Annotated in this window: 34 protein-coding genes; 29 read left to right on the top strand and 5 right to left on the bottom strand. The window is 52.4% G+C overall.

Features of this window, described 5'->3' with window-relative positions:
* Window positions 1–61: 61 nt before the first annotated feature.
* From ETV65_RS11305 to ETV65_RS11290, 4 genes are all read left to right on the top strand, one after another.
* The gene (locus tag ETV65_RS11305) at window positions 62–337 is read left to right on the top strand and encodes a DUF2732 family protein (RefSeq protein WP_129952946.1); all 276 of its coding nucleotides are present in this window, start codon (window positions 62–64) and stop codon (window positions 335–337) included.
* Window positions 334–1137 (top strand): Dam family site-specific DNA-(adenine-N6)-methyltransferase, encoded by an 804-nt coding sequence (locus tag ETV65_RS11300; protein ID WP_129952945.1) that lies wholly within the window; start codon window positions 334–336, stop codon window positions 1135–1137. Before ETV65_RS11305 ends, ETV65_RS11300 begins: the two co-directional genes overlap by 4 nt.
* Complete coding sequence (locus ETV65_RS11295) at window positions 1138–3291, top strand: replication endonuclease (protein WP_129952944.1); 2154 nt, start codon at window positions 1138–1140, stop codon at window positions 3289–3291. It abuts the gene before it with no gap.
* A 102-nt stretch (window positions 3292–3393) separates the two neighbouring features.
* Window positions 3394–3600, top strand: coding sequence for a hypothetical protein (locus ETV65_RS11290; RefSeq protein ID WP_129952943.1), 207 nt, complete (start codon window positions 3394–3396; stop codon window positions 3598–3600).
* Here ETV65_RS11290 and ETV65_RS11285 read toward each other — a convergent pair.
* From ETV65_RS11285 to ETV65_RS11275, 3 genes are read right to left on the bottom strand one after another with little or no spacing between them, the layout of a single operon-like run.
* The gene (locus ETV65_RS11285) at window positions 3583–3897 is read right to left on the bottom strand and encodes an ogr/Delta-like zinc finger family protein (protein WP_129952942.1); all 315 of its coding nucleotides are present in this window, start codon (window positions 3895–3897) and stop codon (window positions 3583–3585) included. The genes ETV65_RS11290 and ETV65_RS11285 overlap by 18 nt on opposite strands.
* Window positions 3894–4925: a phage portal protein gene (locus ETV65_RS11280; RefSeq protein ID WP_129952941.1), complete on the bottom strand. Its 1032-nt coding sequence runs from the start codon at window positions 4923–4925 to the stop codon at window positions 3894–3896. The genes ETV65_RS11285 and ETV65_RS11280 overlap by 4 nt, the downstream gene beginning before the upstream one ends.
* Window positions 4922–6709, bottom strand: coding sequence for a terminase family protein (locus ETV65_RS11275; protein WP_129952940.1), 1788 nt, complete (start codon window positions 6707–6709; stop codon window positions 4922–4924). The genes ETV65_RS11280 and ETV65_RS11275 overlap by 4 nt, the downstream gene beginning before the upstream one ends.
* A gap of 150 nt (window positions 6710–6859) precedes the next feature.
* Here ETV65_RS11275 and ETV65_RS11270 point away from each other — a divergent pair, with 150 nt between their 5' ends.
* From ETV65_RS11270 to ETV65_RS11160, 23 genes are all read left to right on the top strand, one after another.
* Window positions 6860–7699, top strand: coding sequence for a GPO family capsid scaffolding protein (locus ETV65_RS11270; protein WP_129953317.1), 840 nt, complete (start codon window positions 6860–6862; stop codon window positions 7697–7699).
* 65 nt (window positions 7700–7764) lie between these two features.
* Window positions 7765–8799, top strand: a complete 1035-nt coding sequence (locus tag ETV65_RS11265) for a phage major capsid protein, P2 family (RefSeq protein ID WP_129952939.1) — start codon at window positions 7765–7767, stop codon at window positions 8797–8799.
* Window positions 8800–8801: 2 nt separating this feature from the next.
* Entirely contained in the window at window positions 8802–9497 is a 696-nt protein-coding gene (gene gpM, locus ETV65_RS11260) for a phage terminase small subunit (protein WP_129952938.1), read from the top strand.
* A 93-nt stretch (window positions 9498–9590) separates the two neighbouring features.
* Window positions 9591–10043, top strand: a complete 453-nt coding sequence (locus ETV65_RS11255; RefSeq protein WP_119261221.1) for a head completion/stabilization protein — start codon at window positions 9591–9593, stop codon at window positions 10041–10043.
* Window positions 10040–10546 (top strand): phage tail protein, encoded by a 507-nt coding sequence (locus tag ETV65_RS11250; RefSeq protein ID WP_129952937.1) that lies wholly within the window; start codon window positions 10040–10042, stop codon window positions 10544–10546. The genes ETV65_RS11255 and ETV65_RS11250 overlap by 4 nt, the downstream gene beginning before the upstream one ends.
* On the top strand, window positions 10543–11232 hold the full coding sequence (locus ETV65_RS11245; RefSeq protein ID WP_129952936.1) for a hypothetical protein: 690 nt from the start codon (window positions 10543–10545) through the stop codon (window positions 11230–11232). The genes ETV65_RS11250 and ETV65_RS11245 overlap by 4 nt, the downstream gene beginning before the upstream one ends.
* Before the next feature lie 9 nt (window positions 11233–11241).
* Window positions 11242–12369, top strand: coding sequence for a DUF2586 domain-containing protein (locus tag ETV65_RS11240; RefSeq protein ID WP_129952935.1), 1128 nt, complete (start codon window positions 11242–11244; stop codon window positions 12367–12369).
* A gap of 2 nt (window positions 12370–12371) precedes the next feature.
* A complete protein-coding gene (locus ETV65_RS11235; RefSeq protein WP_129952934.1) occupies window positions 12372–12824 on the top strand; it encodes a phage protein in 453 nt (150 codons plus the stop codon).
* A gap of 13 nt (window positions 12825–12837) precedes the next feature.
* A complete protein-coding gene (locus tag ETV65_RS11230; protein ID WP_129952933.1) occupies window positions 12838–13134 on the top strand; it encodes a phage holin family protein in 297 nt (98 codons plus the stop codon).
* Window positions 13131–13472, top strand: coding sequence for a M15 family metallopeptidase (locus tag ETV65_RS11225; RefSeq protein ID WP_129952932.1), 342 nt, complete (start codon window positions 13131–13133; stop codon window positions 13470–13472). The genes ETV65_RS11230 and ETV65_RS11225 overlap by 4 nt, the downstream gene beginning before the upstream one ends.
* Window positions 13469–13843, top strand: a complete 375-nt coding sequence (locus ETV65_RS11220; RefSeq protein WP_129952931.1) for a hypothetical protein — start codon at window positions 13469–13471, stop codon at window positions 13841–13843. Before ETV65_RS11225 ends, ETV65_RS11220 begins: the two co-directional genes overlap by 4 nt.
* Complete coding sequence (locus ETV65_RS25150; protein ID WP_129952930.1) at window positions 13788–13967, top strand: hypothetical protein; 180 nt, start codon at window positions 13788–13790, stop codon at window positions 13965–13967. The genes ETV65_RS11220 and ETV65_RS25150 overlap by 56 nt, the downstream gene beginning before the upstream one ends.
* Window positions 13964–14221: a putative phage tail assembly chaperone gene (locus ETV65_RS11210; RefSeq protein WP_129952929.1), complete on the top strand. Its 258-nt coding sequence runs from the start codon at window positions 13964–13966 to the stop codon at window positions 14219–14221. Before ETV65_RS25150 ends, ETV65_RS11210 begins: the two co-directional genes overlap by 4 nt.
* Window positions 14222–14229: 8 nt before the next feature.
* The gene (locus ETV65_RS11205) at window positions 14230–14409 is read left to right on the top strand and encodes a hypothetical protein (protein ID WP_129952928.1); all 180 of its coding nucleotides are present in this window, start codon (window positions 14230–14232) and stop codon (window positions 14407–14409) included.
* Window positions 14409–16376 carry a phage tail tape measure protein gene (locus ETV65_RS11200; RefSeq protein ID WP_129952927.1) on the top strand — a complete coding sequence of 656 codons (1968 nt, stop codon included), beginning with the start codon at window positions 14409–14411 and terminating at the stop codon, window positions 16374–16376. Before ETV65_RS11205 ends, ETV65_RS11200 begins: the two co-directional genes overlap by 1 nt.
* Window positions 16376–16708, top strand: a complete 333-nt coding sequence (locus ETV65_RS11195) for a DUF2590 family protein (protein ID WP_129952926.1) — start codon at window positions 16376–16378, stop codon at window positions 16706–16708. The genes ETV65_RS11200 and ETV65_RS11195 overlap by 1 nt, the downstream gene beginning before the upstream one ends.
* Window positions 16701–17885: a baseplate J/gp47 family protein gene (locus tag ETV65_RS11190; protein WP_129952925.1), complete on the top strand. Its 1185-nt coding sequence runs from the start codon at window positions 16701–16703 to the stop codon at window positions 17883–17885. The genes ETV65_RS11195 and ETV65_RS11190 overlap by 8 nt, the downstream gene beginning before the upstream one ends.
* Window positions 17878–18465 carry a hypothetical protein gene (locus ETV65_RS11185; RefSeq protein WP_129952924.1) on the top strand — a complete coding sequence of 196 codons (588 nt, stop codon included), beginning with the start codon at window positions 17878–17880 and terminating at the stop codon, window positions 18463–18465. The genes ETV65_RS11190 and ETV65_RS11185 overlap by 8 nt, the downstream gene beginning before the upstream one ends.
* Before the next feature lie 9 nt (window positions 18466–18474).
* The gene (locus ETV65_RS11180) at window positions 18475–19977 is read left to right on the top strand and encodes a phage tail protein (RefSeq protein WP_129952923.1); all 1503 of its coding nucleotides are present in this window, start codon (window positions 18475–18477) and stop codon (window positions 19975–19977) included.
* Window positions 19978–19990: 13 nt separating this feature from the next.
* Window positions 19991–20554 carry a tail fiber assembly protein gene (locus ETV65_RS11175; RefSeq protein WP_240782823.1) on the top strand — a complete coding sequence of 188 codons (564 nt, stop codon included), beginning with the start codon at window positions 19991–19993 and terminating at the stop codon, window positions 20552–20554.
* 35 nt (window positions 20555–20589) lie between these two features.
* On the top strand, window positions 20590–21276 hold the full coding sequence (locus ETV65_RS11170; RefSeq protein ID WP_240782822.1) for a hypothetical protein: 687 nt from the start codon (window positions 20590–20592) through the stop codon (window positions 21274–21276).
* Complete coding sequence (locus ETV65_RS11165; protein ID WP_129952920.1) at window positions 21251–21790, top strand: hypothetical protein; 540 nt, start codon at window positions 21251–21253, stop codon at window positions 21788–21790. The genes ETV65_RS11170 and ETV65_RS11165 overlap by 26 nt, the downstream gene beginning before the upstream one ends.
* Before the next feature lie 3 nt (window positions 21791–21793).
* Window positions 21794–23449, top strand: coding sequence for a hypothetical protein (locus tag ETV65_RS11160; protein WP_129952919.1), 1656 nt, complete (start codon window positions 21794–21796; stop codon window positions 23447–23449).
* Window positions 23450–23666: 217 nt separating this feature from the next.
* Here the strand turns inward: ETV65_RS11160 and ETV65_RS24920 are convergent, their stop codons facing one another.
* On the bottom strand, window positions 23667–23807 hold the full coding sequence (locus tag ETV65_RS24920) for a hypothetical protein (protein ID WP_165383727.1): 141 nt from the start codon (window positions 23805–23807) through the stop codon (window positions 23667–23669).
* Between the two features lie 504 nt (window positions 23808–24311).
* On the opposite strand from ETV65_RS24920, the gene ETV65_RS11150 reads away from it, so the two are divergent.
* Both ETV65_RS11150 and ETV65_RS11145 read left to right on the top strand, forming a co-directional pair.
* On the top strand, window positions 24312–24551 hold the full coding sequence (locus ETV65_RS11150; protein ID WP_129952918.1) for a hypothetical protein: 240 nt from the start codon (window positions 24312–24314) through the stop codon (window positions 24549–24551).
* Window positions 24552–24988: 437 nt separating this feature from the next.
* The gene (locus ETV65_RS11145) at window positions 24989–25549 is read left to right on the top strand and encodes a DUF4760 domain-containing protein (RefSeq protein ID WP_129952917.1); all 561 of its coding nucleotides are present in this window, start codon (window positions 24989–24991) and stop codon (window positions 25547–25549) included.
* 51 nt (window positions 25550–25600) lie between these two features.
* On the opposite strand, the gene ETV65_RS11140 is transcribed toward ETV65_RS11145, so the two are convergent.
* Window positions 25601–25849 carry a hypothetical protein gene (locus ETV65_RS11140; RefSeq protein ID WP_129952916.1) on the bottom strand — a complete coding sequence of 83 codons (249 nt, stop codon included), beginning with the start codon at window positions 25847–25849 and terminating at the stop codon, window positions 25601–25603.
* Window positions 25850–25989 lie beyond the last annotated feature (140 nt).

The following is a 25989-nucleotide window of genomic DNA, read 5'->3' as shown; positions in this document are numbered from 1 at the left end:
AACGCCCACGGCTTCCACCTGGTTGCCGGGGTTTCTTGCTGCCAAAATTTGGAGTTGTCCCATGAATCTATCCCGAAATGATCGCGCGAAACGCACACCAGTGCTGCGAGATTTTGAACAGTCATCACCGGCTTATCAGGACTCTGATCGCCTGGCCAGCATGTTGAAGAACGCCCGCGAAGAAACAATGGTGGATGCAGCTATGAAATATTCCGGCCGCCTGGATCGGCTGGCGTCTCATATTGTTAATGAAGGGCTTAGTACTGCTGAAATCGTTGAACTGTTACGCCAGGAATCGGAACAGTTTGCCCGCGCTGGCCAGGGCGGTGCTCTGTGAAAACTGTCTTGAAATGGGCTGGTTCAAAAGTCCGCATTATCGAAAAGCTAAAGGTGTATTTACCCGCTGGAGAGCGGCTTATTGAGCCGTTTGCAGGATCCTGCGCGGTGATGATGAATACGGATTACCCGGCTTATTTAGTGGCTGATGCAAACCGCGATCTGATCGATATGTACAAGCTAATTGCAGAACAACCGGCCGCGTTCATCCAGACGGCTGAGGCGCTGTTTGCAACGGGAAACACTGAGGCGGAATATTACCGTTTACGCTTTGCGTTCAACTCCAAACCGGCCGGTGATAAAGACCGCGCCCCGCTTTTTCTCTACCTAAACCGCCATTGTTTTAACGGGTTATGCCGGTACAACAAAAATGGCGAATTCAACGTTCCTTACGGCAAATACAAAAAGCCGTACTTTCCAAAAATTGAAATCCTGGCATTCGCTGAAAAAGCCAAGCTGGCCACGTTCCTTTGTGGGAACTACAGCGAGGCATTGAAAGCCGTGCAAGCTGGCGACGTGGTTTATTGTGATCCGCCGTACCTCACAGAAACAGCCAATTTCACCGCTTATCACTCTGTTGGATTCGGGCATGAAGAACACGGCCGGTTAGCCAGGAGTGCACGCCGTTTGGCTGGCCGTGGCGTGCCGGTGGTCATTTCTAACAGTGATACAGATATGGTGCGTTATCTCTATAAAGATTTTTCCATCAATAAAATCACCGCGCCGCGCAGTATAGGAGCGGCGGCCGGCAGCATCAAATCTGCCCAGGAGGTGATTGCAACCGTGGCGTGGGATTGCTGAATGGCATCTTTCGTTAACGGGCAGCATCATGAAACTCGTCAGTGGCAGCAAGAGCAATTTGCCCCTGGCGCGCCTGATGAAATCAGCCTGACTGAGCGGCAGTTATGGCATCTCAATAAGGCCGATCACGATTGGCGTGCTGAGTATCTTGGCGAAATGCCGGATTTCTTGGCACGCTATTTTGGCGATCGCTACAGCAAATTATTGGAGGGTGGCCATAACGGCCGCCGCCGTGCCAATACGTTTTTACGTACTACGGTGGGTAAGAGCGTATTGCCACGTCTACGCAATGTCTGCGAACAGTACACGACAAAACACCAGGCGGCTGGGGTGATCCCTTTCCCATTCCTGGCTGACCTTGAAAAACTTCCCACCTTTGGGCGTGATGAACTGCGTAACCTTGCGCACCGCGTCGCTGATTTTATGTCTGAGTCATTCACCGATTTTATTGATCTGGCTTTTGACGGCGCAGCTGCTGATCAGAAAGAAATGACACGCCGCACTTATGCCACCTTTGAACACATGGGCAAGCTGGCCAAAATGGCGGGTATCACGCCGCCTTACTGGCAGCAATTTCTTTCAGGTCGCACTTTCACAACTCGCACCGCGGAATCCGGTTTATTGCGCATGGTGGCACCGGAGTGGTGGCGTACTAAGTTGAAGCGCCGCCGTGATCTGCAGCGTGAGCATATGGCCATTGCCGTTGGCCAGGTGCAAAAGGCGGCATCGGCTTACGTCAGCCGTTCCACGCAAGGGGAATGGGTGGAGCAAAAGAAACGTAACCGGGAGTTTTTTAAATCGTGTGATCTTCAAAATCAGGAGACGGGGGAACGTCTTTCCCTGGCTGACATGGTGGACGGCAGCAACGCTAACCCGGCAAAACGTCGCTGCGAACTGATGGTTCGTATGCGCGGGTTTGAAGATTTGGCCACTGAAATGGGCATGGCCGGAGAGTTTTATACGATCACCGCGCCGTCAAAATATCACGCCGTGCACAGCAAGGGCGGGTTCGTGTCTCAGTGGAACGCGGCCAGCCCGCAGCAAACACAAAAATACCTTTGCGGCGTATGGGCAAAAGCCCGCGCTGCGTTTTCCCGCGCCGGGATCCATGTCTTTGGTTTTCGCGTAGTCGAACCGCATCACGACGGGACGCCGCACTGGCATATGTTGCTGTTTATGCGTCCGTCAGACGTGGCCGAGGTGCGGGATATTCTCTGTTATTACGCCCGTCGTGAAGATTCCGAAGAACTGCAATCCGCACACGCGCTAAAGGCGCGTTTTCACGTTGAGCCTATCGACGAAGAAAAGGGCAGTGCTACGGGTTATATCGCTAAATACATTTCCAAAAATATCGACGGTTACGCCCTGGATGGTGAAACGGATGAAGAAACCGGCGAAAACCTAAAAGATATGTCCAGGGCGGTTTCGGCCTGGGCAAGCCGCTGGCGGATCCGTCAGTTTCAGCAAATCGGCGGTGCGCCGGTAACGGTCTGGCGTGAGCTGCGCCGCATGCGTGATATCACCCTGGAAAACAAATCTATGGATGCCGTGCTGGCTGCGGCTGATGTGGGATGCTGGGCATCCTATACCCAGGCACAGGGCGGGGCGTTGGTGTCCCGGCGTGATCTCGTCGTGCGCCTGATGTATGAAATCACCGAATGCGGCAATGAATACGGGGAAGCCGTTCAGCGTATTCAAGGGGTTTATTCGCCGTTATCGGGTCAGGAATCAGAGGTATTAACGCGCCTGGTTAAGTGGGCGATTGTTCCGAAGTTGGCCGACAGCGCAGCGGAGGCTGCTTTTCCTGGCGGCATCGCCGCCCCTTGGAGTTCTGTCAATAACTGTACTCAAAGTACGATCACCGAGTTGAAAAAGGGCATCGGTATTCAGTCACAGGATGCTGGCCAGATGGCCAAAGCGCTGGCCAGGGGCAATATCGTGCCGCTGGATCGGGAAACCGAAATGCAATTAGAGGGCAACCGGCTGGTGGTCAGGCGCCGGAAAGCATATTGCAAGGAGTGCGGGGAGGTTATCACGCCTGAAAATGAGTCATTTGATTCACCGGGGAACTGCTGGGGGTGCGCGGATGGCCATGAATTCCAGTCCTATCAGGGGGATGCGGTTAACCGCGCGTTTGAATCGTTAGGCATTTAATGCAAGGTAAAAACTCGCAAAAGCACGCGCAGTTTGCTTTTATTCTGTAACATTTTGAGATACTGTATATTCATACAGTAAATTTGTTAGGGAGATTGGGGGATGCAGGATTTATTTTTTGAGACAATCGCCGTGCAGCGGATGGAAATGATGTCTCGTTTGGTATCAGTAGGAACATGCAATCAGGAAGATAAAGCTATCGCACTTGATTGGCTGGCTGAGTTAAATGCGGAATTGCTGAAAAATCTGATTGAGAGAGAGAAGAAAAACCCCCAAAGCGGGGGCAGTGATTCAGGCTTGTTGCAGTAGCGAAAGCAACATTTGCTTATCGTCGGATTTCAACGATTCCACTAAGCCACGCAGTAAGCTGCCCTGGCTTTTCGCGCTGGGGCTGATGGTGTGTGAAAAGGTCATATTCATTACAAAAGTATGACCACACTCAAAGTCAGAGCACGCACAATACAGGTCTGAAATCTGACGGTGTTTGCGTGACGTTTTTTTTATGACTGAGTTCGCGCCGCATTCGGGGCAGATGACTTTCATCACGCGCATGTTGTTGGCTCCGGGGAAGTGATAACCCCGTGATTTTAGCCTGTTGCGGCTCATTTTTCATCCTCTGATGTTGTGTCAAAGGCGAAGTTAAGCCGCAGATGTAACGGAATTTCCGGGTCACTGTTGACCGCATTCATGATCATGCGCTGCAACGGAATGACTTCATCCTTTCTGTATGTCGTTCGTGACTTATCCGGATCAGGTAAGCCACCCGTATTTTGCGGAATAATGCCCGCCAGGCCAGCCGGGAACCGGTGGGCGTTCAGCACATCCTGCGCGCTGATGTTCTTCACATTATTGAATTCATCGTTCGCGCCGATATCCCCCACCGGAATAAACTGGATCGCCTTTTCCCCGCCCTGGGGAATGTTCACAAAGATGGTGGAGAAGTTCCCGATCCCTTTGCTGCTTTCCAGTCGCTGCGCAATTTCTTCCTCTACTTCATCGGTCATGTTCGCGTCGTTGGTGTAGATGATCCCCCCGGTGTGCGCCCCATTGTGGTAATAGCGGCGGCGGAAAATGGTTGCTTCACTGTTGAGTAACGCCGAGTGAATGCCGCTGATGTAATCCGGCAGGCCGTAAATCTGTTGCTGCGGGTCGTACTGTTTGAGGAAAATCACATCATCCGGGCTGTATACCAACGGTTCGCCTTCCTGCAGAACCACAAATTCCCCTGTTTTACGCACGCGCAGATACAGCGACGGCAGCGGCAGCAAATCCACCACGTCACCCCAGCCCGAACGCACTTTCAGAATGGCCAGGTCGCCGCAGGATAAATAATCAAACACGCCGCCGCGCAGCTGCTCATGCGTTAAACCGCCGCCCAGGTAATCCGATGCCACCATGTTGTGACGGGCATAAATCACGCCGCCGTGCTGACTGTTTAGGTTCGTCAGTTGAACCAGTGCCAGACGGTCAATCGGCAAGGTGTAGTGATCGAATTCATTGTCATACCAGATATCCCGGTAATTTGTGCCGGTGGTCAGGATGGGTTCCGGGCGTCCCATGCTGATGATGCTCATTTTTTTGCTGCGGTCAGGCTGTTCCTTCTTAGCCTGGCGGGATGGTTTGCGTTTGCTCATGCTGCTTTTTTTCCTAATTTCCATTTAGATTTACGCTTGTGCTCAAAGTTGATCGGCTCGTTAATAATGGCGTGCGCGATTGCCCAAAAGGCATCGGCGTGGCCGGTTTCGACTGTGCGATCGGCTTTAAACGTCATAGCGTTGCCGCTGGCCGTGCTGGTGTGTCGGATGGACAGGAAAGACGCGGCAATTTCCCGGTTATCTTTGTTCCATTCCAGGCGTTTTGCGCCGATTACGTCGATCATCTTCAACACCAGCCGGGTTTTGGTTTCCATGCCGTAGTGAATGGCCACCGCTTCACGTAGGGCAAAATGTTCTATCAACTCAAATACGCCCCGGCCAATGCCGGTGACGTCTACGCCGATGTAAGTCATGTTGTATTTCCCGAACAGCTTTTTAATCTGTGCTGCCTGATAGGCGAAATTCATCCCTTTCCAGTGAAAAAGGCAGAGCACGCGGAATTTCTCCACGGCATAAAGCGGCGGGGCAACAATGGCAAACGTGGAGGTATCGCCAGAACGCGCCGGGTCAAAGCCTCCCCATACCTCACGGTTGCCAAACGGCCGATCGGCGTTGGGGTCATGGTCTTGCCAGTCGGCCACGTCCACGCCGCAGATTTCCAGATCACTGAATTTGAAAACGCTGTCTTTGCTGTCCACAAACACACACATATACAGCATGTTGAACGTGTCACGGTTGTAGCGGTTGCGCAGCTTCTCGATGCTGGCCAGGTTAAACCCGCCCTTGATCGCGTCTTCCATCGTGATGATGTACCGCCACTGGCCATCCGGGCAGAGTCGGCCGCCGTTGCGCATTTCATCAAAGGTTGGAAAGGCGACTTTTTCGCGTTTCCTATCGCCGCGCTTCCATTCTTCACCCGTCCAGAAAGGGTATGCCTGGTGCGTTTTGGCGCTGGGCGTTGAAAAGTAGGTCGTTCGCCAGTGGTCGTGCGTGGCCATTGCGCTGGCCACCTCGTTAAGCTTGGCGAAGTTCGGCACCCAAAAGTATTCGTCGCAATACAAATGGCCGCTGTAGGACTGCGCGGTGTTTTTGTTGGTGGACAGAAAGCGCAGCTCTGCGCCGTTGCTTAATCTGATCGGGTTGCCGGTCAGCACAATGCCGAAATACTGCTCTGCGATGTTGACGATGTAAGAGCGGAACACTTCCGCCTGGGCTTTGGAGGCGGAAAGGAAAATCTGCGGGTCACCGGTCATGACCGCATTTTCGAATGCCTCAATAGCAAAGTACCAGGTGGCACCAATCTGGCGGCTTTTCAGGAGGTTCCTGATCTGCTGTGCCAGGTTGTTGCGCAGGTGTTTCTGATAGCCGAATAAATGTTCCTCTGCGAAAGCGTCAAAATCATCCTGCGTCATGCCGGAGATGTCGTTTTTCTTATATTTGCGCTTCTTCACCGGCTCTGCGCCGTCACCGTTCCCGCCCTGGCTGTCATAGCCTCCCTGGTTGCCAGATTTAGCGGCGGCCATTTTCTCTTTATGCTTATTTGTCTGCGCACGCAGTTTCACCGCGTGAGCAATCAGCACATCTATCTCTTTTAATTCCAGCTCTGTTTTTTTGTCCCGGCCAACTAATAACTGGTAACGGCGTTCAATGGCTTCCTCTGTTGATTCGTGGCTGAGTAAATCAGCCCAATTCCCTTTTTGCGCCCAGTAGTAAATGATCCGCGCATTCGGCAGATTTAAATCCTGAGCAATTTCCTTTGGCGTGGCACGGCGCAAATATAAAGCGCGTGCGACGTCTTTTAGTTCGTCTGTGTATTTAGCCATTCGGCAATTATGCGGGGATGTTTCGGCTATTTCGTTAAGTAAATATCTGATGCAATCGGATATAGGGTTATATCCGAATTCTGCTTAATGCGGCGGGGGTAATTATTGGCGATACTGCATTTCACGGAAACAACGGAGGTTAATTCCGGTATGTCAGATTCACATTTAATGACGAATTGGCTCTGTATCGCAACCGAAGGGGAAACGGTTGATAAGCGTTTTTTAACCAGGGATATGTTAATTGACGCGGCGGAAACATATGACCCAAAAAATATGTATACCGCACTGCTTTGGCCAGAGCATGAGCGCTGGTGCGGTAATGCCGGTGAAGTTCTGGACGTTGCGGCAAGCGAAGATGACTCAGGATTAGTAAAGCTCTATGCCCGGTTGTGTCCTTCCACTGAACTGGTACAGGCGAATCGGAACGGAAAGCTTTTATTCACGTCAGTGGAATTAACGCCTGATGGCAACTTTCGCGGAACCGGCCGTTATTACCTTGAAGGGCTGGGCGTTACAGATGAACCCGCAAGCGTAGGCACTACGCGAATGCGATTTAATAAGCGGAGAAATAATTACTTTATCGGTAATAGTAATCCGCTGGTAATTAACGAAGTTAAGGGAATCAACATGGCAGGGAAAGATAAAAATAAATCGAAATGGCGCAGCCTTTTCAGTATTGAAGACGAAACACCGGCACAGGAAGAAACTCCCCAGGACGGCGATAAATTACAGGCGCTGGCTGAGGTTGTTGCTTCGCTGGAAAGCCGTATTGCTGCGCTGGAAACAAAAACAGAAGCAACGGATTCAACCGTTGAAGATATTCAGACTGATGTTGAAACTGTTAAAGACGTGGTGGATACCGAAGAATTCGCCCGCCTGCGCGACGAACTGCCAAATATCGTCAGCAAATTTAGCAAGCTGGATAAAAAGGTAACCACGTTGCCGAGTAAGAATCCGAAGGGTTCACGCAAGCCGTTCCAGTTCTTATAAGCATTTATAAGGCGTTCGCCAGGGAAAATATTAACCGCTGAGTAGCGATTAAGGATGAATAAATAATGATTTTGAATGCAAAAGCGCGTGGCTTTTTAAAGCAATTCGGCGCGGGACTTGCGGCGGCTAATGGTCTGGATGGTGGCGAGGAAAGTAATTATTTCTCTCTATCTGATCCGAAGGAAACGCAGCTGCGTGATGCGCTGCTGGAAAGTTCGGATTTCCTGAACTGGATCACCGTGGCTGATGTTGACCAGCTTTCTGGCCAGGTTGTCAGCGTGGGTGCATCCGGTCTGCATACCGGCCGTATTGCTGATGGGCGTTTTCGTCGTAACGTCGGCGTGTCGGGTAATGAATACAAATTGGTTGAAACCGACTCCTGCGCCGCGCTGCGTTGGGATCTGCTTTCCATCTGGGCAAATGCCGGTTCTGAGGAAGAATTTTTCCAGCGCGTCACCGCGTTTACTACCCAGACCTTTGCCCTGGATATGTTGCGTATTGGCTTTAACGGCAAGACCGTTGAAACCTCGACGGACTATGAAAAGAACCCGAACGGCGAAGATGTGAATATCGGTTGGCATGAAATTGTTCGCAAAATTCGCGAAAAACAAATCATGACCGATGCGGTCACGCTGGATCAGAACGGTGATTACAAGTCACTGGATGCGATGGCGTCAGACCTTATCAACGCCAAAATCCCGCAGGAATACCGCAACGATCCACGCCTGGTTGTGCTGGTGGGGGCTGACCTGGTGGCGGCTGAACAGTATCGACTGTATCAGGCGGCTGACCGTCCAAGCGAAAAAATCGCCGCGCAGATGTTGCAGGACTCCATTGCCGGGCGTCAGGCCATTATCCCGCCATTTATGCCGGGTAAGCGCATGGTGGTGACCACGCTCGCGAACCTGCACATCTATACGCAGCGTAATACCCGCCAGCGTAAAGCGGAGTTTGTTGAAGACCGTAAGCAGTATGAAAACAAGTACCTGCGCAATGAAGGTTACGCGGTGGAATACCCGGAACTGTATGCGGCGATCGATGAATCCGCCGTGACCATCGGCACCGTTGCCGAGCCATCCGAACCCGTAGGCGGAGAGTAAACATGAGCCTGTCACCCGCGCAGCGACACAATGCCCGCATAGCGGCGCAAACGAAGTTAAGACAACGCCAGGCACTGGAAGGGGCAGACAGCTTGCATGTTCTGAGTGCGGCGCTGGCCAACGATGTGGATATGTTGCACGGGCTGACATTGGCGCAAAAGGTGGCGTTAAAGCGTGATGAATTATTACCAAAATGGATGCCCACCGTTGAAAAGTACCTGAATGGCGGCGAGGTGTACCGCAATCCGATCCTGGCATGGTGTGTGATTTGGCTTTTTGACGTGGGCGACATGGACGCCGCGCTTAATTTGGCGGATATCGCCATCGAGCAGGGACAGGAAACCCCGCCAGAGTTGAAAAGCAATTTCCCCACCTTTGTGGCGGATACCGTCCTGAAATGGGCGGAAGTACAGGCCAGGGATGGCCACCCTGTTGAGCCTTATTTTTCCCGCACGTTTACCGATGTGGCGGAAAAGTGGGAGCTGTATGAAGTGATCCAGGCCAAGTGGTTCAAGTTCGCCGGTATGCGTCAGTTGTTTGACGAACAAGGCGTACCGCGTGCCACGGCCACCGAGGATGTAGCGCTGTTGCAAAGCGTGGATGGTCTGCTGGCCACGGCCGAAAAGCTGCATTCACAGTGTGGCGTGGGAACGATGCGAAAACAAATTGCCGCCCGTATCCGATCACTGAGTAAGTAAAGACTACCGCAAGCCGGAACGGGCGCGGGGAAGGTAATACCCTTGGGTTATGTACCGTGGATCCCGGTCTGCCCGTTTCTTACGGAGAATTTTATGTTTAGCGGAACGCCGATTGATTACCAGGATGAACCGTTAACGAATGACGGATTTTGGCCAGATTTGAATCTGGCGGATTTCCAGGAACAGCGCAGCATCCCCGCCGATGTAGACGCCGGGACAGTGGCCACGGCGCTGCTGACGGCGGCCGGGGAAGTGAATGACCTGTTGCAGACCGTCAAGGATGGTTACTTGGCCAAGGGATTTGGCCAGGCCAGCGCGGTGCCGGGTATCGGTCGCCCTGGCGAAAACCTGCTTTGTGCTCGTTATAAAAAAGCAGTGTTTGCCCGCGCAAAGGCCGATTTGATCGCAGAGTTCGCAAGCCAGGGGCGCAGGGAGTCGCACCCAGGGCAGGAAAGTGAAGAGACCCGCGCCGGGTTACTGGCCGAGGGTTCGATCATCATCCGGGCAATCAAAGGATTGCGCCGCGTAACGGTAAGGAAGATATGAGCCAGTTAGATGCGCTGAGTACGTTCGTCACCCAAAGTATGCCCACCAGGACATTCAAGGGGGCGGGTTTTTCCAGCTATATGGATGAACTGAGTTTTATCCCCGCGCAACGGGATTTAGGACTGGAGCAGTACCGCCTGGCGGTGATCCGCTACAACGCGGTTTTAGCCTGGGACAGATTCCCGTACCGGCTGTATGACCCGCGCAATCTGGCGGCGCTGCTGCTGGTGTGGTTGATGGAATCTGACCGGGATCTGTTTGAAGAATTCGGCATAGATACCGAGTTACCTGATTTTGATATCGATCTGGTGGATGAGGAAACCGCCGTGGTGGTTATTACGTTACCGATGGTGGAAGCGTTAAACCTGGTGAAGGACGACAAAGGCAATATTCCCCTGGATGGGGTGCTGTGGCGACTTGCCGATCCGACCATCTGGTTTGCCAGTGAAGCCCTGGTGTATGGGGTGGACGAACAAGGCGCGAAGCTTGGCAGTGATAAATGATTATCCGGGGCGCATTAGACCGGGAACAGCTTAAGGCGCTGCGCAAAAAGCTGGCGGCAATGGAATTGCCCCCGGCGAAACGGAAAAAACTGATGTGGCGTTTAGCCAAGTACGGGTTGATCCCCGCTGCGAAACGCAACGTCAGAAATCAGCAAAGCCCGGATGGCCAGAAATGGCAGGGACGCCAGACGAAGCGCAAAGGCAAGATGCTGCGCAATATGCCAAAGCTGCTGCATATCCGGGAAATGCCGGAAATCGACGGGGTACGGGTATACCTAAGCGGCGGCGGTTACCGCAACGGCAAAAAGACGGTGGCGGCGGGAACGGTGGGTTATGCCCAGCAAAACGGCATGAACGTGACGGTCAGCCGTCGCCAGGTGGAGCGCAAAGGCCGAGCGGAGAGTTTGCCCGCCAGTCTCAGGCAGGCCAAACGCCTGCGGGCGCTGGGGTACAAGGTTAAAAAAGGTAAGCGTTGGCGAAAGCCGCCGTTCAAAGAAATTCAGGAAGGTATGACGATGGCCAAAGCCGGGCTGTTGATCCGAACATTATCGGGGAAAGCAGCGAAAGCGTCCTGGTCAGTCGATGTTCCATCCCGTCCTTTCCTGGGCATCACGGAAGACGATTTTAATAAAGCGTTAGCGCGGCAACTCCAGGGCATCGGGTTTGGCGCAGACGCAGGACACTAAGGGGAAGTTATGGCGTGGCCAACGGTCGATATTAATCAGGTCAACCAGCTGCAAGGTGAAACAAACGAGATTGAGCGCGTAGTGCTCTATGTCGGTACGGGGAAAACCAACGCGGGCAAAACGCTGGCGGTGAATACCCAAAGTGATTTTGATGCGCTGCTGGGCGCGGGTGGCAGCGTTTTAAAAAGTAACGTCCTTGCTGCCATGCTCAACGCCGGATCCAACTGGAACGGGTTTGTGCATGTGCTGGCCGAGGATGGCGAAGAAAACGCCTGGGTGGATGCTGTCCTGGCGGCGCAGGCGGTGGGTTCATTTGAAGGGGTGGTGTTGCTCGACGATATCGCCACGAAAACCCCCATTAACAAAGCGGCGGAACTGCGTGCCACTTTGCTGGCTAAATTTTCACGCTGGCAGTGGTTCATCTTGTCAGTACAACCGCCGCAGGACGATGAAGCCTGGCCGGACTATCTGACTCGTGTCAGCGCATTGCAGGCACAGATTGCAGCACCGTCTGTGCAACTGGTGCCGCGCCTGTTCGGGCATGAGCCTGGCGTGTTGGCCGGTCGGTTGTGCAGCCGTGCGGTGACCATTGCTGACAGTCCGGCGCGGGTGCAAACCGGTGCGCTGGTGTCCCTGGGCAGTGATGAATTGCCGGTTGATGGGAAAGGCGCGGCATTAGAGCTGGCCATCCTGCAAGCCTTGCAGGCACAGCGTTTCAGCGTGCCGATGTGGTATTCCGACTATGACGGGTATTACTGGGCAGATGGGTTAACGCTCGATGCCGAAGGGGGCGATTACCAGGTGATTGAATCTCTGCGTATTGCCGACAAAGCCGCCCGGCGTGTGCGTTTACAGGCGATTGCGAAAATTGCGGATCGCTCACTGAACAGCACGCCGTCCAGCATTGCCGCGCACCAGGCGTATTTCGCCAAGGTGCTGCGCACCATGTCGGTGGCCAGTCAGATTAACGGCATTACCTTCCCAGGCGAAGTGAAGCCGCCGCAGGATGGGGACGTGACGATCACCTGGCTGTCAGCCACCAAAGTGGCGGTGTATATCGTGATCCGTCCGTATGAATGCCCGAAAGGCATCACGGTGAGTTTGATGCTGGACACCAGTCTTTCAGGGAGTGATTAACGATGAAACGTATTTCAGGCCAGTCCACGGATGTGCGCATTGACGGTGACCTGGTTCACATTGAAAAGGTCAGTTTAGATATCACTGACAACACGGCAGCGGCACAAACCCAGGGCATTCCTGATGGTCATGTGTCCGGGGATGTAGCGGCCGAGGGGGAAATTGAAGTCTCCACCAAAGTGCTGACGCAGCTTACCGCGATTGCACGCCGTGCCGGTTCGTGGCGCGGCATCGAACCGGTGGATCTCATGTTCTACGCCAAGGCCGGTAATGAAGAGCTGAAAATTGAAGCCTTTGGCTGCAAGTTAGTGTTAAGCAACCTGCTGGATAACGATCCGAAGGGCGGCAGCACGCTGAGCCACAAAATTAAATACTTTGTCACCAGCCCGCAATTTGTGTCGATTAACGGCGTGCCGTATCTGGAAGATGAAGACACGCGCAACTTGATTGGATAAGGACAACGCAGGGATGCAAGAGCACGAAAAAAGTTTGTTGAGTCTGATCCTGCTGGGCGCACTCATTGCCCTGGGACAGATGTTAGTGAGCAGTGAACCCATGACCGGAAAGCTGTTTTTTGGCCGCATTATCTTGGGTTCGGCCACCTCAATGGTGGCGGCGGCCGCGCTGATTTGGATCCCCGATATTTCCCCGCTGGCCATTGCCGGGTTGGGGGCGGCGCTGGGGATTGCTGGCCACCAGGCGGTTGAGATCTGGCTACGCAAAAAAGGAAGTCGTTATTTACCAGGGAAAGGAAAGCTGAAATGACATTGAGTGAAAAACAGCAATTGTTTGTGCAACTGATTGGCCAGCTGATCGAATGGGCTGGAACCCATGGTTACCGCCTGACCTTTGGCGAAGCCTACCGCACGCCGGAACAGGCCAAGCTGAATGCCAAAAGCGGCGCGGGAATCGCCAATTCGTTGCACACGCAGCGCCTGGCGGTGGATTTTAACCTGTTCATCAACGGCCAATACCAGACCAGTACCGAGGCATATACGCCAATGGGGGAATATTGGGAATCCCTGGGCGGAGCCTGGGGCGGGCGATTCAAAAGCCGCCCGGACGGCAACCATTTCAGCCTGGAACACAACGGGGTGAAATGATGGGCAAGCAACTGGCGATTGCCACCCTGGCGTTATTGGCTGCGTTCGCAGCGGGCTGGCAGGTAAATACCTGGTACAGCGATAGCCTGGAACTGGCTATCAGTAATGCCGCACACGCGGCGGGGGAAGCCTCCCGCGTGGCCGGTGAGCAGATGGCCAGTGAATCCGGCCGCAAGCTGGAAGATAAATTGGAGGCGTTGCGACATGCGCAGCCTGTGGAAATCCGCACGGAAGTGGTTAAACCGGTGTTTACCAATGTTTGCGTGTCCGCTGATTTTGTCAGCCTGTACAACGCCGCTGCCGACAAAGCCGAACGTGCCTTATCAGGAAAATCTGTTAACCAAATGCCCGGAAACACTGCCGCGCATTAACGGGGTAACAGGGAAAGATATTGCTGAACCCTTATTACTCTTAACGCCGCAATATGCAGACTGCGCGGCACGTCATAATCAATTAGTCGATGAAATAAATCAACGGAAGGAAATAAGACAATGAGCAAAATTACATTAACGGTTAATGGCACCGAATTGACGTTTGAACCGAATACCGTCGCCTATAACAAATTCATTAATGAAATGGCGATGGATAACAAAATGGCACCGGCAAATAATTATCTGCGCCGCATTGTTTCCGCTGACTGCAAAGAAGCGCTGGACACTATTCTGGATATCCCCGGTTCTGCGCTGCAAATCGTCAGTTTCGTGAATGACCAGTTCGCACCGAAATTGGATATCGAACTAAAAAACTAACGGCGCGGGTGCGCGCCATTGAAAGTAATGGGTTGGAACAATACCTGATATTACGCCGCCATTATTTACCGCATGAAAATGACGAACCCGAAAATTTAGCCCGCGCCGTGTGGCTGGATAACCGGCATTGGGAATATCACCGCATTGCTGTAGCAAATGGCATTGCCCTGGCGTTTAAAGGCGACTAATGGCTGATTTAGATTTCACCCTCAGTTTAATTGACAACATCACCCGCCCTATTCGCCAGGTGCAATCCTCTGTGACCGGGTTCGCCCAGCAAAGCCAGGCCGCTTTTGGCAAAGTGGCCATCGGGGTGGGGGCATTGTGGGGCGTGGGTGCCTCAATTAAAGGCGCACTGGATCCTGCCATTCAGATGTTTGACGCGATGCAGGAAGCCAGTGCACGCGGTATCAATGACGATGTGCTGGCCAAGGTGACGGACGACGCGCTGAAATTCAGTACCCGTTACGGGGAATCGGCGGTGGAGTTCGTTAAATCCACCGCGGATATCAACGCCGCCGTTTCCGGGCTGACCAGCGCCGAATTACCCCGCGTAACGATGATTGCCAACACCGCCGCCAAAGCCCTGAAAAGCACGGCCGGGGAAGCGTCTGAGTTTATGGGGCAGATGTTTACCCAGTTCAGCGGCTACGCGGCCGAGGTGGGCAAAGTGCAGTTTGCGGAAGAACTGGCGGGCAAAATGGCCTACATGAAAAACCAGTTCGGTACGGATATGGCCACCATTAAAGACCTGATGGAAGGGGCGAGGGGTGTTGGTTCCAACTATGGCGTGGGAATGGACGAACAGCTGGCCGTGTTGGGTGAGTTGCAACGTTCGTTAGGCACGGAAGCCAGCGGCTCTTATGAAGGGTTCCTAAGCGGTGCCGCAGCCGGTGCGCAAAAATTGGGGCTGAGTTTCCAGGATGCGCAGGGGAAAATGCTGTCCATGCCCGCCATGCTGGAAAAACTCCAGGGCAAGTACGGCAAAAGCATTGAGGGTAATCTCAAGGCGCAGGGGGAATTAGATGCCGCCTTTGGTGACAGCGCCGCCGTCATTAAACAGCTGTACGGCAACGTGGATTTGCTGAAACGCAACATTACCGAGCTGGGCAGCAATGACGGCATGAAACGTGCCACGGAAATGGCCGAAAAAATGACACGCCCCTGGGACAGGCTGACCGCGATCTGGTTTGCCATGCGTGCCGCCATCGGTTCCACACTGTTGCCGGTGTTGTATCCGCTGGTCAATAAAATTGCGGACGGGGGCGAACAGCTGACGCGCTGGATGCGGTTGTTCCCGAACATTGCCCGCGTGATTGGTTATGCCACCTTAGCGTTGCTGAGCTTTGCCGCCTTTGGGGCAATGGCCAATATCGTGGTGGGCGTGGGGCGTTTTGTTCTGATGGGCTGGCAGGCGGTCATGGTGAGTTTTACCGCCATCACAAAATTGGGCGCGGCGGCCATTTGGATTTACAACACGGCGATCCGTGCCTGGTCTGTCGGTATGGCGGCGCTGCGCGGCGTCCTGCTGGCGGTACGCATAGCGGCGGTGCTGTCGGGCGTGGCATTCAACTTTATGAGTTTGCCGGTGCTGCTGGTGGTGGGGGCGGTGGCATTACTGGCGGCCGGGTTCTATCTGCTGATCCGCCATTGGGATGAGCTGAAAGCGGCCATCATGCAAACCGAGGCGTTCAAAGCGCTGGCGGCTTACGTTGAATGGTTGACCGGTATTTACAGTAAAGCCTGGGAAGCGATTGTAAGCGGCTGGCATTGGCTGGTGGACAGCATCAGCAACTTTTCCTTGTTTGATGGCCTGGCCGGAATGGCGGAAAGCATCGGCAACGTCTTTGGCGGGCTGTGGGACTGGTTAAAAAAATCCTTCTCCGGGACGTACAACTGGATTGTTGAAAAACTCAATATGATCCCCGGTATTGATATTGAGGCCAAGGCGGTGGCAGAGCCGCAGAACGTGAATTATAGCAACGGACTTTCAACCGGGGGCGCGTTAAATATAGGGCGCGGTGGGTTAAGCAAGGAAATGAATTCCAACAGCAAAACCACTGTGGATAACAGCAAAACAATCGGCACGGTAAATATTCATCCACCGAAAGGCATGACACCGGCCGAGCTAATGGAATGGCAGGAACTTAATTAATGACGGATGCGCTCTATATTGATTTGTTAATTACTGACAGAGACTTCACCTTAAATGCCGGGAACGAACCGGGCTTATGTAATAACCGCATCAGCATTGGCCAGGATATTGTCCATGCCATTATTGAAAGTGGTTTAACCACCTTATTGGTAGCCGAACGCAGCCCGACATTACGCGCTGACGTGCTCACGCAATTAGTTCTGTTGATTGAAAGTGACGAGCGCATTATTCCCGGCACGGTGAATATCACGGAGGAATCCACGAAACGACTTTGGGCGACGGCGGAAACCTATGACTTTGGCCAGGTATCAGCGGGTATGACCTATGAGTGAAAAGCCGACAATTGATTTTGAGGCCGTACTCAGTGAAAGCGGAATGCCTGTTACTGAGGACGAAATCAACCAACAGTTTACCGAAATCGTGAAAGCGGAAGGGATGGTGACAAACACCTCCCGCATGTCTCCGTTCTGGCGATTAATCACGGTGATAGTGACCACGCCGGTACTGTGGATTAAAGACATTCTGGTTAACACGGTGTTGGCCAATATGTATCTGGCCACGGCCAGCGGCGCGATGCTGCGAATGCTGGCCTGGGGGGTTAACCTCACGGCGAAACCGGCCAGTGCAGCAAAGGGAGTCATTCGTTTTTACAAAGACGATGTTCGCCAGGCGGTCACCGTCGCAGCGGGGACAGTTATACAGACCGAGCGTATCAACGGTGTGACTTACGCGGTCACGGTGGATGCAGACACCACGCTTGCAGCGGGGCTGGCCAGTATGCTGATACCGGTGACGGCGACGGCGGCCGGTAACGCCTATAACCTGGCTCCGGGGTATTACCGCATTTTGCCGGTGGCTGTGGCAGGCATTACCAAAGCCGTTAACGAGGATGATTGGTTGTTATCTCCCGGTGCGGATGAAGAATCGGACGACGATTTACGCGATCGCTGCCGTAATCAGTACAACCTGGTCGGTAACTATCACACTGATGCGGTGTATCGCAGCATGATTGCGGGCGTGGTGGGATTAAGCGTTGACCGCATTTTCTTTGAGCATGATGCGCCTCGCGGTGCCGGTACGGCCAATGCGTTTTTGTTGCTCGATAGCGGGGAGATTTCCCAGCCCTTTATTGATGCGGTGAATGACTACATCAATACCCAGGGACACCACGGACACGGTGACGATTTGCAGTGCATGGCCATGCCGGAAACGCAGCACGATTTATCGGTCACGCTGTACGTGGCCAACCCGGACAATCTCACCCCGGAAGAACACGCCGCGCTGGTGTCAGGGGTAACAGACCTTATCCGCAGCGCTTTCCGGCAAAACGCGGATTATGACGTGAAGCGCACCTGGCCCTATTCCCGCTTTTCGTTTTCGAATCTGGCCAGAGAGCTGCATAAGCAATTTGAGGTTATCGAATCCCTGGAATTCTCCCTGGGCGATATCGTCAGCGAACTGAGCGTACCGCGCCTGGCGTCCTTATCCGTGGAGGTGAAAGGTGTCTGATTTCGCCACTAAGCTGAAAAGCCTGCTTTTACCGTCCTGGATGAATAAGGGCGAACCGGCCAAATTGCTGAAAGCCTGCGGAACGTTCTGGACGATGATTGCGGGCTGGGTGACCTGGCCGTTGCAGCAATTCGATCCGCTGACCTGTGCCGAACCGTTGTTAAACCTGTTGGCCTATGACCGGGATATTGCACGGTTTAACGGTGAGCCGCTGGCGTTATTTCGCAAGCGCGTGGCGTATGCCTTTATCAATGCCCAGGGCGCGGGAGAGATTGCGGGATTTATTGCCATCTTTGATCGGCTGGGAATTGGCTATGTCGAGTTACTGGAACGCCAGGCAGGCATTGATTGGGACGTGATTATTGTCCGGGTGACGGACAGCCAGATTGCGAATAATGCCGATCTTCTGTTGCAGATTATCCGCCAGTACGGCCGCACCTGCCGCCGCTATCAGTTTGAAGTGATCACGACAACCGGATTGCATATCCGCGCCGGATGGAACCAGGGCGAATATGTTTGTTATCCGGCCAGTTTAGGCGTCAGTGAAACAGAGCACGCCACGTTTGGTGCCAAGTTATAAGGAAATAACATGTCAGCAGCAGTCATTACAGAAGCCTTTGAACAATGGAAAACCCAGCAGGCCGTCAACGGCCAGGCTGTTGTCCTGGATGAGTTTGTTTTTGCCAACGTCCCAGATCTGGACGTTAGCGCCCCGATTGACCGTGCGACGGGATTACCCGATGCGGCGCACATTGTTTACCGCCAGGCGGTAGGAAAAACAGGATTGGTGAACGAAAACGCCGTCGTGTATTCGGTAACGCTGGGCGCGGATGTGGGCGACTTCTCGTTTAACTGGATTGGCCTGGTCAGCAAGGCAGCGGGAACGCTGGCAATGGTAGTTCATGCGCCGGTGCAAAATAAGGTTAAAAACGCCAACGGCCAACAGGGTAACGTATTAACCCGTTCATTTTTGATGGAGTACAACGGTGCAGAAACGCAGACGTTGATCAATACCCCTGCCGACACCTGGCAGATTGATTTTACGGCACGCCTGGCGGGAATGGATGAGGTTGACCGTCTGGCCAGCCAGGATATTTACGGCGCTGCGGCGTTCTTCGATACAGGATTTCTGGTGGCTAAAACCGGCAATCAGCATTTTGTGACGGCGGGTGTGGGTTACATCGGTGGCCTGCGTGCCGCGTTGGCGGCCAATGTCAATATCACCGTGGCCGCCAAGCCCACCAAAGTGTGGGTAGATGTTTGCTTTCACGGCACGCTGACCAGCGCTTACAAGACCGAAATTAAATTTACGCTGGCCGCTGACCTGGCCAATTACACTCAAAACGGCATTGCGCATTATGTGTTTGCGCTGGCAAGCATTGATGAGGCGGGGCTAATTACAGACCTGCGTCCAAAAGGCTCTTTGGCTGACCAATCTTCAGAGGATAGCTATCCGCTGGGTGCTCCCATTCCGTGGCCGTCCGATGTTCTGCCCGAAGGGGGAAAGCATGCCTTTATGGCCGGTCAGCAATTTGACACCACGAAGTACTGGAAGCTGGCGAAAGTCTATCCGTCCGGCGTATTACCCGATATGCGCGGCCAGACGATTAAGGGCAAACCAGTCAGCGGGCGCGATGTGCTCACATTCGAATCCGATAACATTAAATCTCACAGCCATATTGCTACCGCGACAAATACCGATTTAGGGACAAAGACAACCAGCACATTTGATTACGGCACCAAAGGAACGTCAGGCGTGGGTGACCATGGCCATAGTGCCTGGACTGATTCCCAGGGGGCGCACGCGCACCGCACCAGTCTTCGTGTTAACAACTTTGCAAACACTTCCGGTGGCAATGACGTTTTAAAGACGGGGGGTGGGGTGGATTTTTACACCAGTACCGATGGTGCTCATTCCCACAATGTGGGCATTGGTGGTGGGGGCGCGCACAGCCATTCCGTGGGTATCGGCGCACATAATCATACCCTCACCCTGGGTGCGCATACGCATAGCATCACCGTTAATCCAACGGGTGCTTTAGAAAATACGGTAAAGAATATCGCAATGAATTACATCGTGAGGCTTGGATAGCATGGCATTTAAAATGAGCAGTATGGAAACGATTGTTAAAGTGTTTCATTTCAGTCATGACACGGCTGAATATCTGGGTTCGGGTGACATACTTATTCCCGCATTTACGGGCTTACCGGCCTATTGCACCGATATTACACCGCCTGAAAATAAGGCGGGGAGGGTCTGTATTTTTTATGCAGAAAAGAATGCGTGGGAATATGTTGAAGATTTTCGCGGCAATAATTATTACGACAAAGAAACCGGCTTTCCGGTGATTGTCACATCACTCGGCCCCCTACCTAAAAATCTGACCAAGCAAGCGCCGGAAGGTGAGTTTGTGAAATGGGATGGTGATCAATGGGTCAACGATGAGGTTGCAGAAAAGCAATACAAAGAAAGTCAGGCGAACCAGCTTAAAGCGCGGCTTTTGGCGCAGGCAAACGAAAAGATTTCTGTTTATAGCGATGCGGTGGACATGGGGCTGAGTACGGATGATGAGCGTGCTTTGTTGGATGTTTGGAAAGAATACCGCGTGACATTGAACCGGGTGGATACCGCCAGCACGGGCATTACCTGGCCAAAGGTGCCGGAGTAATGTGGCGTAAAGTATCGTTAAGTATCCCGGATAATATGGCTCCACTGACGTGCTCAGTGCTGCCGGTTCATCCGTGGGTTTATGGCGTTGGACAGGCGGCCGGTGATAGCAGTTATTTAAGCCCGGTGAATGCCACGGAATACCTGGCTAAAAAGCTGGAAAGCGTCAGTGATGAAACCAGCATTGTAGTGCATATGCTCAATGCCCCGACGCACGCGGAGTTTATGGGGTTACTGTCTGATTATTCCAGCGTGCTGCCGCTGCCGGTGATTGCTCAGGTGAAGCGCCGGGCAGAGGAGACGGCCGCGCTGGCCATCACTAAAATGCAAATCCCTGCCAAGTTATCTGGCGGTTTGCCTGCGCCGTTGCCGCTTTCGACGGCCACCCATCGCCTGGCGGTGAATGCCCAGCGGATTGCGGCCGCTAAGGTAGAGGCGGCGGCCGGTGCCAGCGTTGCCGGATTGTTGGCTGAGCTTAAAGGCTTTACCGCTGCGCGGGGATCTGCCCTTGCAGCGGCGGCCGATGCGTTATCCGCGCTGAAAGGCAAAACGTCCCCCGCGTGGGTATTTACGGCCAAAGGGAACGGTGCGTACCTCGCCGGTGAGCTGCGCAAAAACATCCCGGATCAGGATTCGGTGTATACGCTGGCGACGTTATTTAGCGGCGCTGATTTATCTACGTTGGAGGCGATGATCCATGACGATAACCACACTGGCACTTAATGGTGAAGCCATCCCGCTGATGAATCTGAAAGTCACGCCAACGATGCAGTTTGCGGAAAAAGACCAGTCCGGGCAGTCATCAAGCACGGCCAATGCCGAGCAGGGTATTAAAGCCAAGGAGCTGCGCATTTCCGGCATGGTGCCTTTTCGCAACGTGGCGGTTTTCAAGCGGCTGTTTGAGCTGGCGGAAGCTAAAGACGCCAGCGGGGCATTGCAGACTTACCGGGTGGCCAATCTTACTGCCCAGGCGATCAATTTCCGTGAAGCGACCTTTACCGGGGCGATTGATGCCCCGGCGCAGGATGGAAAAATGGCCTGGTTGATTACCTTCACCCTGCGCGAAAAAGTCAGCGTAGCAGAGAAAAAAGAAGCCCGCGCAGGCAGTAAAACGGCGGCAACAAAACAGGGGGCGGGCGGTGCCAATGGAAGTGGCAACGCGGCGGCCGAGAGTGACGAAAAACTGACGTGGTTTGAGCGCAAAGTGCTGAAACCGGTCAATGATGCATTGGGGTAAGGGATGAAACCCATTAAGCGGTTGTATTTGTCGAACGCGGCCACGCACCTGGTGGACGCAAATCTGGCGTTAGAGTTGAGCGCCTGCGGTCGGGGATTTATCACCGCGCAGACGGATGAAGATTACACCGGCAAACTGGTGCGCCTGGACGTGGGTTATCACGATCTGGTGTTGCGCTGGTTTACCGGTTTTGTTGAACGTTCGCAGCCTGCGGAAAATGGCTATCAGCGGCTTTTTGTGCGTGAGCTTGTTGGCATTTTTGAACGCCTGTGGCCTTGCTCTTTTCAGCATCCCACGCTGCGACAAATCACCGGCTGGCTGACTGAGGAAAGCGGATTGACGTTTTCCCTGGCTGAAAGTGCCGCGTATAATGACACGCCGATCCCCCATTTCACCCATTCCGGCACCGGCTATCAGCTGTTAGCCAACCTGGGGAAAGCGTTCAGCATTACCGATTACGTGTGGTATCAGCTGCCCGACGGTGGCGTTTTTGTCGGGGCGGCCGCTGATGCGCTATTTGCCGGTAAGCCGGTAGACATCCCCGCCGAATTTAACCAAAGCGTTGCCGGTGGCAATGCCATGACCGTGCCGCTGATCCAGTCTTTGCGCCCCGGTGTAGAGGTGAACGGTCAGCGTTTGACTAAGGTCAGATTGCATAATGATGATATGGAAATCACCTGGACGCCGCGCAACAAAGCCACCGGCCAGGCATTGCAGAAAACGCCGTTTCAACGTCAGGTTGAAAGCAATTATCCAGAGCTGGCCAGCGGCTTGCACCTGCCGCAATTCGCCAGGGTGGAAGCGCCCAGCGAAGACGTCAGCAACGGCAACATTGCCGATCCCTTCAGGCCGCGTTATGCCGTGGACTTGCAGCTGTTAGACGCAGACGGCAATCCGGCAAAAGATACACCGCTTTATCCGGCCGTGCCGCTGCCATTGCCGATGGCGGGCGGTGAGTCCGGGATGTTTCAGTTTCCCCCACCTGGCACGCTGGTAGAAGTCGGGTTTAATGGTGGTCGCGCCGATAAGCCGTTTGTGCGTCAAACGCTTGCCCAGGGCAACAGCCTGCCCGCCGTGAAGTATGGCGAACAGCTGCAACAGCAGCGTGATGGTGTATCGCAGCGGGTGACGGTGGCGGGCGATTGGGAACGGCAAACCGATCAGGTGATCCGTGAAACGTCCATGAGCCGGGTTGTCACAGCCGATGATGAAACGCGCAAACTGGTGGCCAGGGAAACCACCGTGCAAGCCACGGACAAAACCACGGTGTTGGGCAAAGCTACCCTGATGGCTGGGGCAATTGTGCAGATTGCTCAGGGAGATTACAGCCTGGCCACCCAGGCCAATTATGTGACCAGTATCCAGGGCAACGCGGAAACCAACGTGATTGGCCAACTGATTGAAAAGGTCGGTAAGCTGCGCAGTAGTGTAGCGGGCACCCGTCAGGAAGTGATTGCACCGGTGGTGTGGATAGGCAGCCAGTCAATCAACGTTTGCCAATTAATGCTTGATACCCTGGACGTGGTAAAGCAGCTGGCACAGCTGACAGCCGCACATTCTCATAACAATACTGGCACGCCGTTAAATGCATTGGCCATCACAGACACAGGCATCAAAGCGACTACACTCAAGGAGAAATATGATCCGGTTATCGGTTAGCAAGGGACAACTATCTAATTAGTCACTTAATTATTTGGAGAATTACATGGCCTTTCAGCAACAGGTTGGAACTGAATCACGAGTAGAAATCTATCAGTTCTGTATGTATGACATTACATCTGATGAGTTGATAACATCTAAACGGTGGGCGACTCTTGGAACCATCGAATATATTAAAGCTAGCGCAATCAGGAAAACCGCTACGTTGGTAAATAAGTCAGACATTGATGCTGATGGTTTTACGGTAATTGGTTACACCCCACAATAAAAAATCCTTAATGAAGCCCGCCGCGTGCGGGCTTTTTATTGCCTGCAAATAACCCGCTTCAACCGCACGCAGCGCCGTGCAGCTTTCCATTTAACACCTTGAACCCTCTCAAAACGATCAAGCCGCCTGTGTAAGCCAGTGCGGCCACGCGGACACGAAACAAAGCAAGACCAGACGGAAATTGCACTACACCGCACCCGCCTGCGCTTTTTGCGTTGGTAATTTTTTTCAGTTTTAAAATTCTACAAACCAGCCCGCCAGGACGCGCCGTGCCTGGGCTTTTCCCGTCATTCCCAAACTGAAAAGATTGAAAAGAATTTCAGTAAATTTCAGTTTTCTGGATCTGTGGAGGATCGAGGGAAAATATCAAACAATTGAAATTTAATGAGATTGTTTAGTTTTTGTCTATCTGACGGATCGTTAGGAAGATCAAACCAGTTTGCCCGAAAATACTATTTGGTCAGGCGTGGCGCGGTCTGCGGGTGGGAGGCGGGTATTTTGTAAAACTGAAATTTGTGTAATTGCTATACTGTAATTATATACAGTAAAATTAATTCAGCGACGGCAGAGCAAAAGCGGCAAAAGGTGGATTTTATGCGTTCGTTGAAAATTTGCAGTGCGGTGATTTATTTCATGGCGAAGGGAGAGAAGTTAACCAGGAGACAGGTTTTCGGGAATCAAGGCAACCCGGTGTATGCAATCTGGCCGGTGGGCAGGCAATGGGATGTTTCTTACCACGATGGCAAAAGGTGGGTGTCTCTATCGTTCCTTCCGCAAAATTCTGAACATGCTGCGTATGACTGCGCCATTGGCCATTACTTCAAAACATTTTGAACATGTTATGACTTTGCTTACAACAAACTAGTTATGTTTAAAATCCTTGCTCATTGAGTATGTGCTATACTTAAGTCATTGATTAAAGGTATTTGAATGTAAAGAACATCAAAAGGTGTGAGGGTGTGGCTTGAATTTGCTATCCTTGATAACAACATAAGGGGTGAGGCTAAGCTGGGTGTCATGCTAGGTATGCAACTAACCTTGAACTGAAATCTTTTTGGGCTGGACTTGTTGTTCCCATCTACCCAGTGTATAAAGGTCGTCCAAGAGATTTTAAGTATAAAAAAACAACTAACCGGAGTCGAAAATATGAAAAGCATATATCGCGAAGAGGATTGGGGTCTGTCCTAATTGTTAGTAATCATATGATTTTATGAGAGGTGGGGTTTTTACCCCACCTTTTTTGTATTCTTAATTCAGCAAAACTATTGAAAATGAAAGCGTTCATTGTGGATCTTTGGGCTTCAAGTCCGACATTTTTTAGTAATGTAGTTGCTGCACTAATCGCGCTTATAGTTGCCATTGTAACTATTCGAAAGAACCGTCAGACCTCGCGAGAAAAGAACTCACTTGATTTTGAGTCGTCGTATAAGAGAAGCGATAAAGTAGATGCTGCATGGCAAATTTTGCTGTCTTTATTGAAAAAAGATGCCAAAAAAACAATGCAGCACTGGGGCTATAATTCTGTTCGGCAAACAAAAGAAGCTCGCGCCTTGATGACTGTTTTTAACGAATGGGAGCGTTGCGGCAACGCGATCCGCCATGGATTATTTGATGAACGTTTCCTATACAAAGTTTATGGATCGACAGTTATAAACTTGTACGTAGGGTGCAGGCCGTACATAAAAGAAAGACAGAAAGTTAACCCCAAAATATATGCAAATTTTTGTTGGCTGGCTAACAGATGGATAGAACGGAGGCGTTACGAATGCCTCAAAGGTGAATGGCGTTTACCTATGGGGTTGCCTTATCCTAAGGAAAAAGGTAGGCATTAGCAGCAAAAGTAAGAAATAGCGTGCCGCATGCAAGAGCAGGCGGCACTAATGTCAAAACTCTTCGATACTTGATTTCTTCCCTGCTGCTCTTGGATCATCACCTGCAATTTGAAGCACAAGCTCAAAAAGTTTATCTTCAGCCCCCTCCTTCTCTGCAATAGCTCCTTCTTTCACACTGAGATTCTTCTGGTGCATCCTAAGAATGGCGTTGTCTCGTATTGTATGAAGATCCAAATTAAGATGTTTTAGTTCTAACAAGACTGCTTTCAACGCTAACTCAATCTGATATTTCGTGGCCATATTGCCTCGCAATTTAGGTTTGAATGTTATGAATCTCAGGTAAGGATTATGCGTAAGTTCTATTTAGCTAACATTTAGTTTCCCGCTCACGGTTAGAACCAGAAACCTATGGATTTTAGGTGATGGGATGTTAGATATCT

The organism is Rahnella sp. RFA10(1/100), from assembly GCF_004195115.1.
GTDB lineage: Bacteria > Pseudomonadota > Gammaproteobacteria > Enterobacterales > Enterobacteriaceae > Rahnella > Rahnella perminowiae.
The sequence above is the reverse complement of the archived record's forward strand: the minus strand, read 5'-3'. Positions and strand labels throughout refer to the sequence as shown.

Bases quoted from the DNA above. Each gene is read 5' to 3' on its own strand.
- ETV65_RS11200 (WP_129952927.1), top strand. From the start codon at position 14,409: ATGGCTGATTTAGATTTCACCCTCAGTTTAATTGACAACATCACCCGC.
- ETV65_RS11240 (WP_129952935.1), top strand. From the start codon at position 11,242: ATGGCGTGGCCAACGGTCGATATTAATCAGGTCAACCAGCTGCAAGGT.
- ETV65_RS11230 (WP_129952933.1), top strand. From the start codon at position 12,838: ATGCAAGAGCACGAAAAAAGTTTGTTGAGTCTGATCCTGCTGGGCGCA.
- ETV65_RS11290 (WP_129952943.1), top strand. From the start codon at position 3,394: ATGCAGGATTTATTTTTTGAGACAATCGCCGTGCAGCGGATGGAAATG.
- ETV65_RS11210 (WP_129952929.1), top strand. From the start codon at position 13,964: ATGAGCAAAATTACATTAACGGTTAATGGCACCGAATTGACGTTTGAA.
- ETV65_RS11305 (WP_129952946.1), top strand. From the start codon at position 62: ATGAATCTATCCCGAAATGATCGCGCGAAACGCACACCAGTGCTGCGA.
- ETV65_RS11145 (WP_129952917.1), top strand. From the start codon at position 24,989: ATGAAAGCGTTCATTGTGGATCTTTGGGCTTCAAGTCCGACATTTTTT.
- ETV65_RS11170 (WP_240782822.1), top strand. From the start codon at position 20,590: ATGGCTCCACTGACGTGCTCAGTGCTGCCGGTTCATCCGTGGGTTTAT.
- ETV65_RS11140 (WP_129952916.1), bottom strand. From the start codon at position 25,849: ATGGCCACGAAATATCAGATTGAGTTAGCGTTGAAAGCAGTCTTGTTA.
- ETV65_RS11150 (WP_129952918.1), top strand. From the start codon at position 24,312: ATGCGTTCGTTGAAAATTTGCAGTGCGGTGATTTATTTCATGGCGAAG.
- ETV65_RS11235 (WP_129952934.1), top strand. From the start codon at position 12,372: ATGAAACGTATTTCAGGCCAGTCCACGGATGTGCGCATTGACGGTGAC.
- ETV65_RS11195 (WP_129952926.1), top strand. From the start codon at position 16,376: ATGACGGATGCGCTCTATATTGATTTGTTAATTACTGACAGAGACTTC.
- ETV65_RS11275 (WP_129952940.1), bottom strand. From the start codon at position 6,709: ATGGCTAAATACACAGACGAACTAAAAGACGTCGCACGCGCTTTATAT.
- ETV65_RS11180 (WP_129952923.1), top strand. From the start codon at position 18,475: ATGTCAGCAGCAGTCATTACAGAAGCCTTTGAACAATGGAAAACCCAG.
- ETV65_RS11255 (WP_119261221.1), top strand. From the start codon at position 9,591: ATGTTTAGCGGAACGCCGATTGATTACCAGGATGAACCGTTAACGAAT.
- gpM (WP_129952938.1), top strand. From the start codon at position 8,802: ATGAGCCTGTCACCCGCGCAGCGACACAATGCCCGCATAGCGGCGCAA.
- ETV65_RS11175 (WP_240782823.1), top strand. From the start codon at position 19,991: ATGAGCAGTATGGAAACGATTGTTAAAGTGTTTCATTTCAGTCATGAC.
- ETV65_RS11160 (WP_129952919.1), top strand. From the start codon at position 21,794: ATGAAACCCATTAAGCGGTTGTATTTGTCGAACGCGGCCACGCACCTG.
- ETV65_RS11270 (WP_129953317.1), top strand. From the start codon at position 6,860: ATGTCAGATTCACATTTAATGACGAATTGGCTCTGTATCGCAACCGAA.
- ETV65_RS11285 (WP_129952942.1), bottom strand. From the start codon at position 3,897: ATGAGCCGCAACAGGCTAAAATCACGGGGTTATCACTTCCCCGGAGCC.
- ETV65_RS11295 (WP_129952944.1), top strand. From the start codon at position 1,138: ATGGCATCTTTCGTTAACGGGCAGCATCATGAAACTCGTCAGTGGCAG.
- ETV65_RS11220 (WP_129952931.1), top strand. From the start codon at position 13,469: ATGATGGGCAAGCAACTGGCGATTGCCACCCTGGCGTTATTGGCTGCG.
- ETV65_RS11250 (WP_129952937.1), top strand. From the start codon at position 10,040: ATGAGCCAGTTAGATGCGCTGAGTACGTTCGTCACCCAAAGTATGCCC.
- ETV65_RS11280 (WP_129952941.1), bottom strand. From the start codon at position 4,925: ATGAGCAAACGCAAACCATCCCGCCAGGCTAAGAAGGAACAGCCTGAC.
- ETV65_RS11225 (WP_129952932.1), top strand. From the start codon at position 13,131: ATGACATTGAGTGAAAAACAGCAATTGTTTGTGCAACTGATTGGCCAG.
- ETV65_RS11165 (WP_129952920.1), top strand. From the start codon at position 21,251: ATGACGATAACCACACTGGCACTTAATGGTGAAGCCATCCCGCTGATG.
- ETV65_RS11265 (WP_129952939.1), top strand. From the start codon at position 7,765: ATGATTTTGAATGCAAAAGCGCGTGGCTTTTTAAAGCAATTCGGCGCG.
- ETV65_RS24920 (WP_165383727.1), bottom strand. From the start codon at position 23,807: ATGGAAAGCTGCACGGCGCTGCGTGCGGTTGAAGCGGGTTATTTGCAG.
- ETV65_RS11245 (WP_129952936.1), top strand. From the start codon at position 10,543: ATGATTATCCGGGGCGCATTAGACCGGGAACAGCTTAAGGCGCTGCGC.
- ETV65_RS11190 (WP_129952925.1), top strand. From the start codon at position 16,701: ATGAGTGAAAAGCCGACAATTGATTTTGAGGCCGTACTCAGTGAAAGC.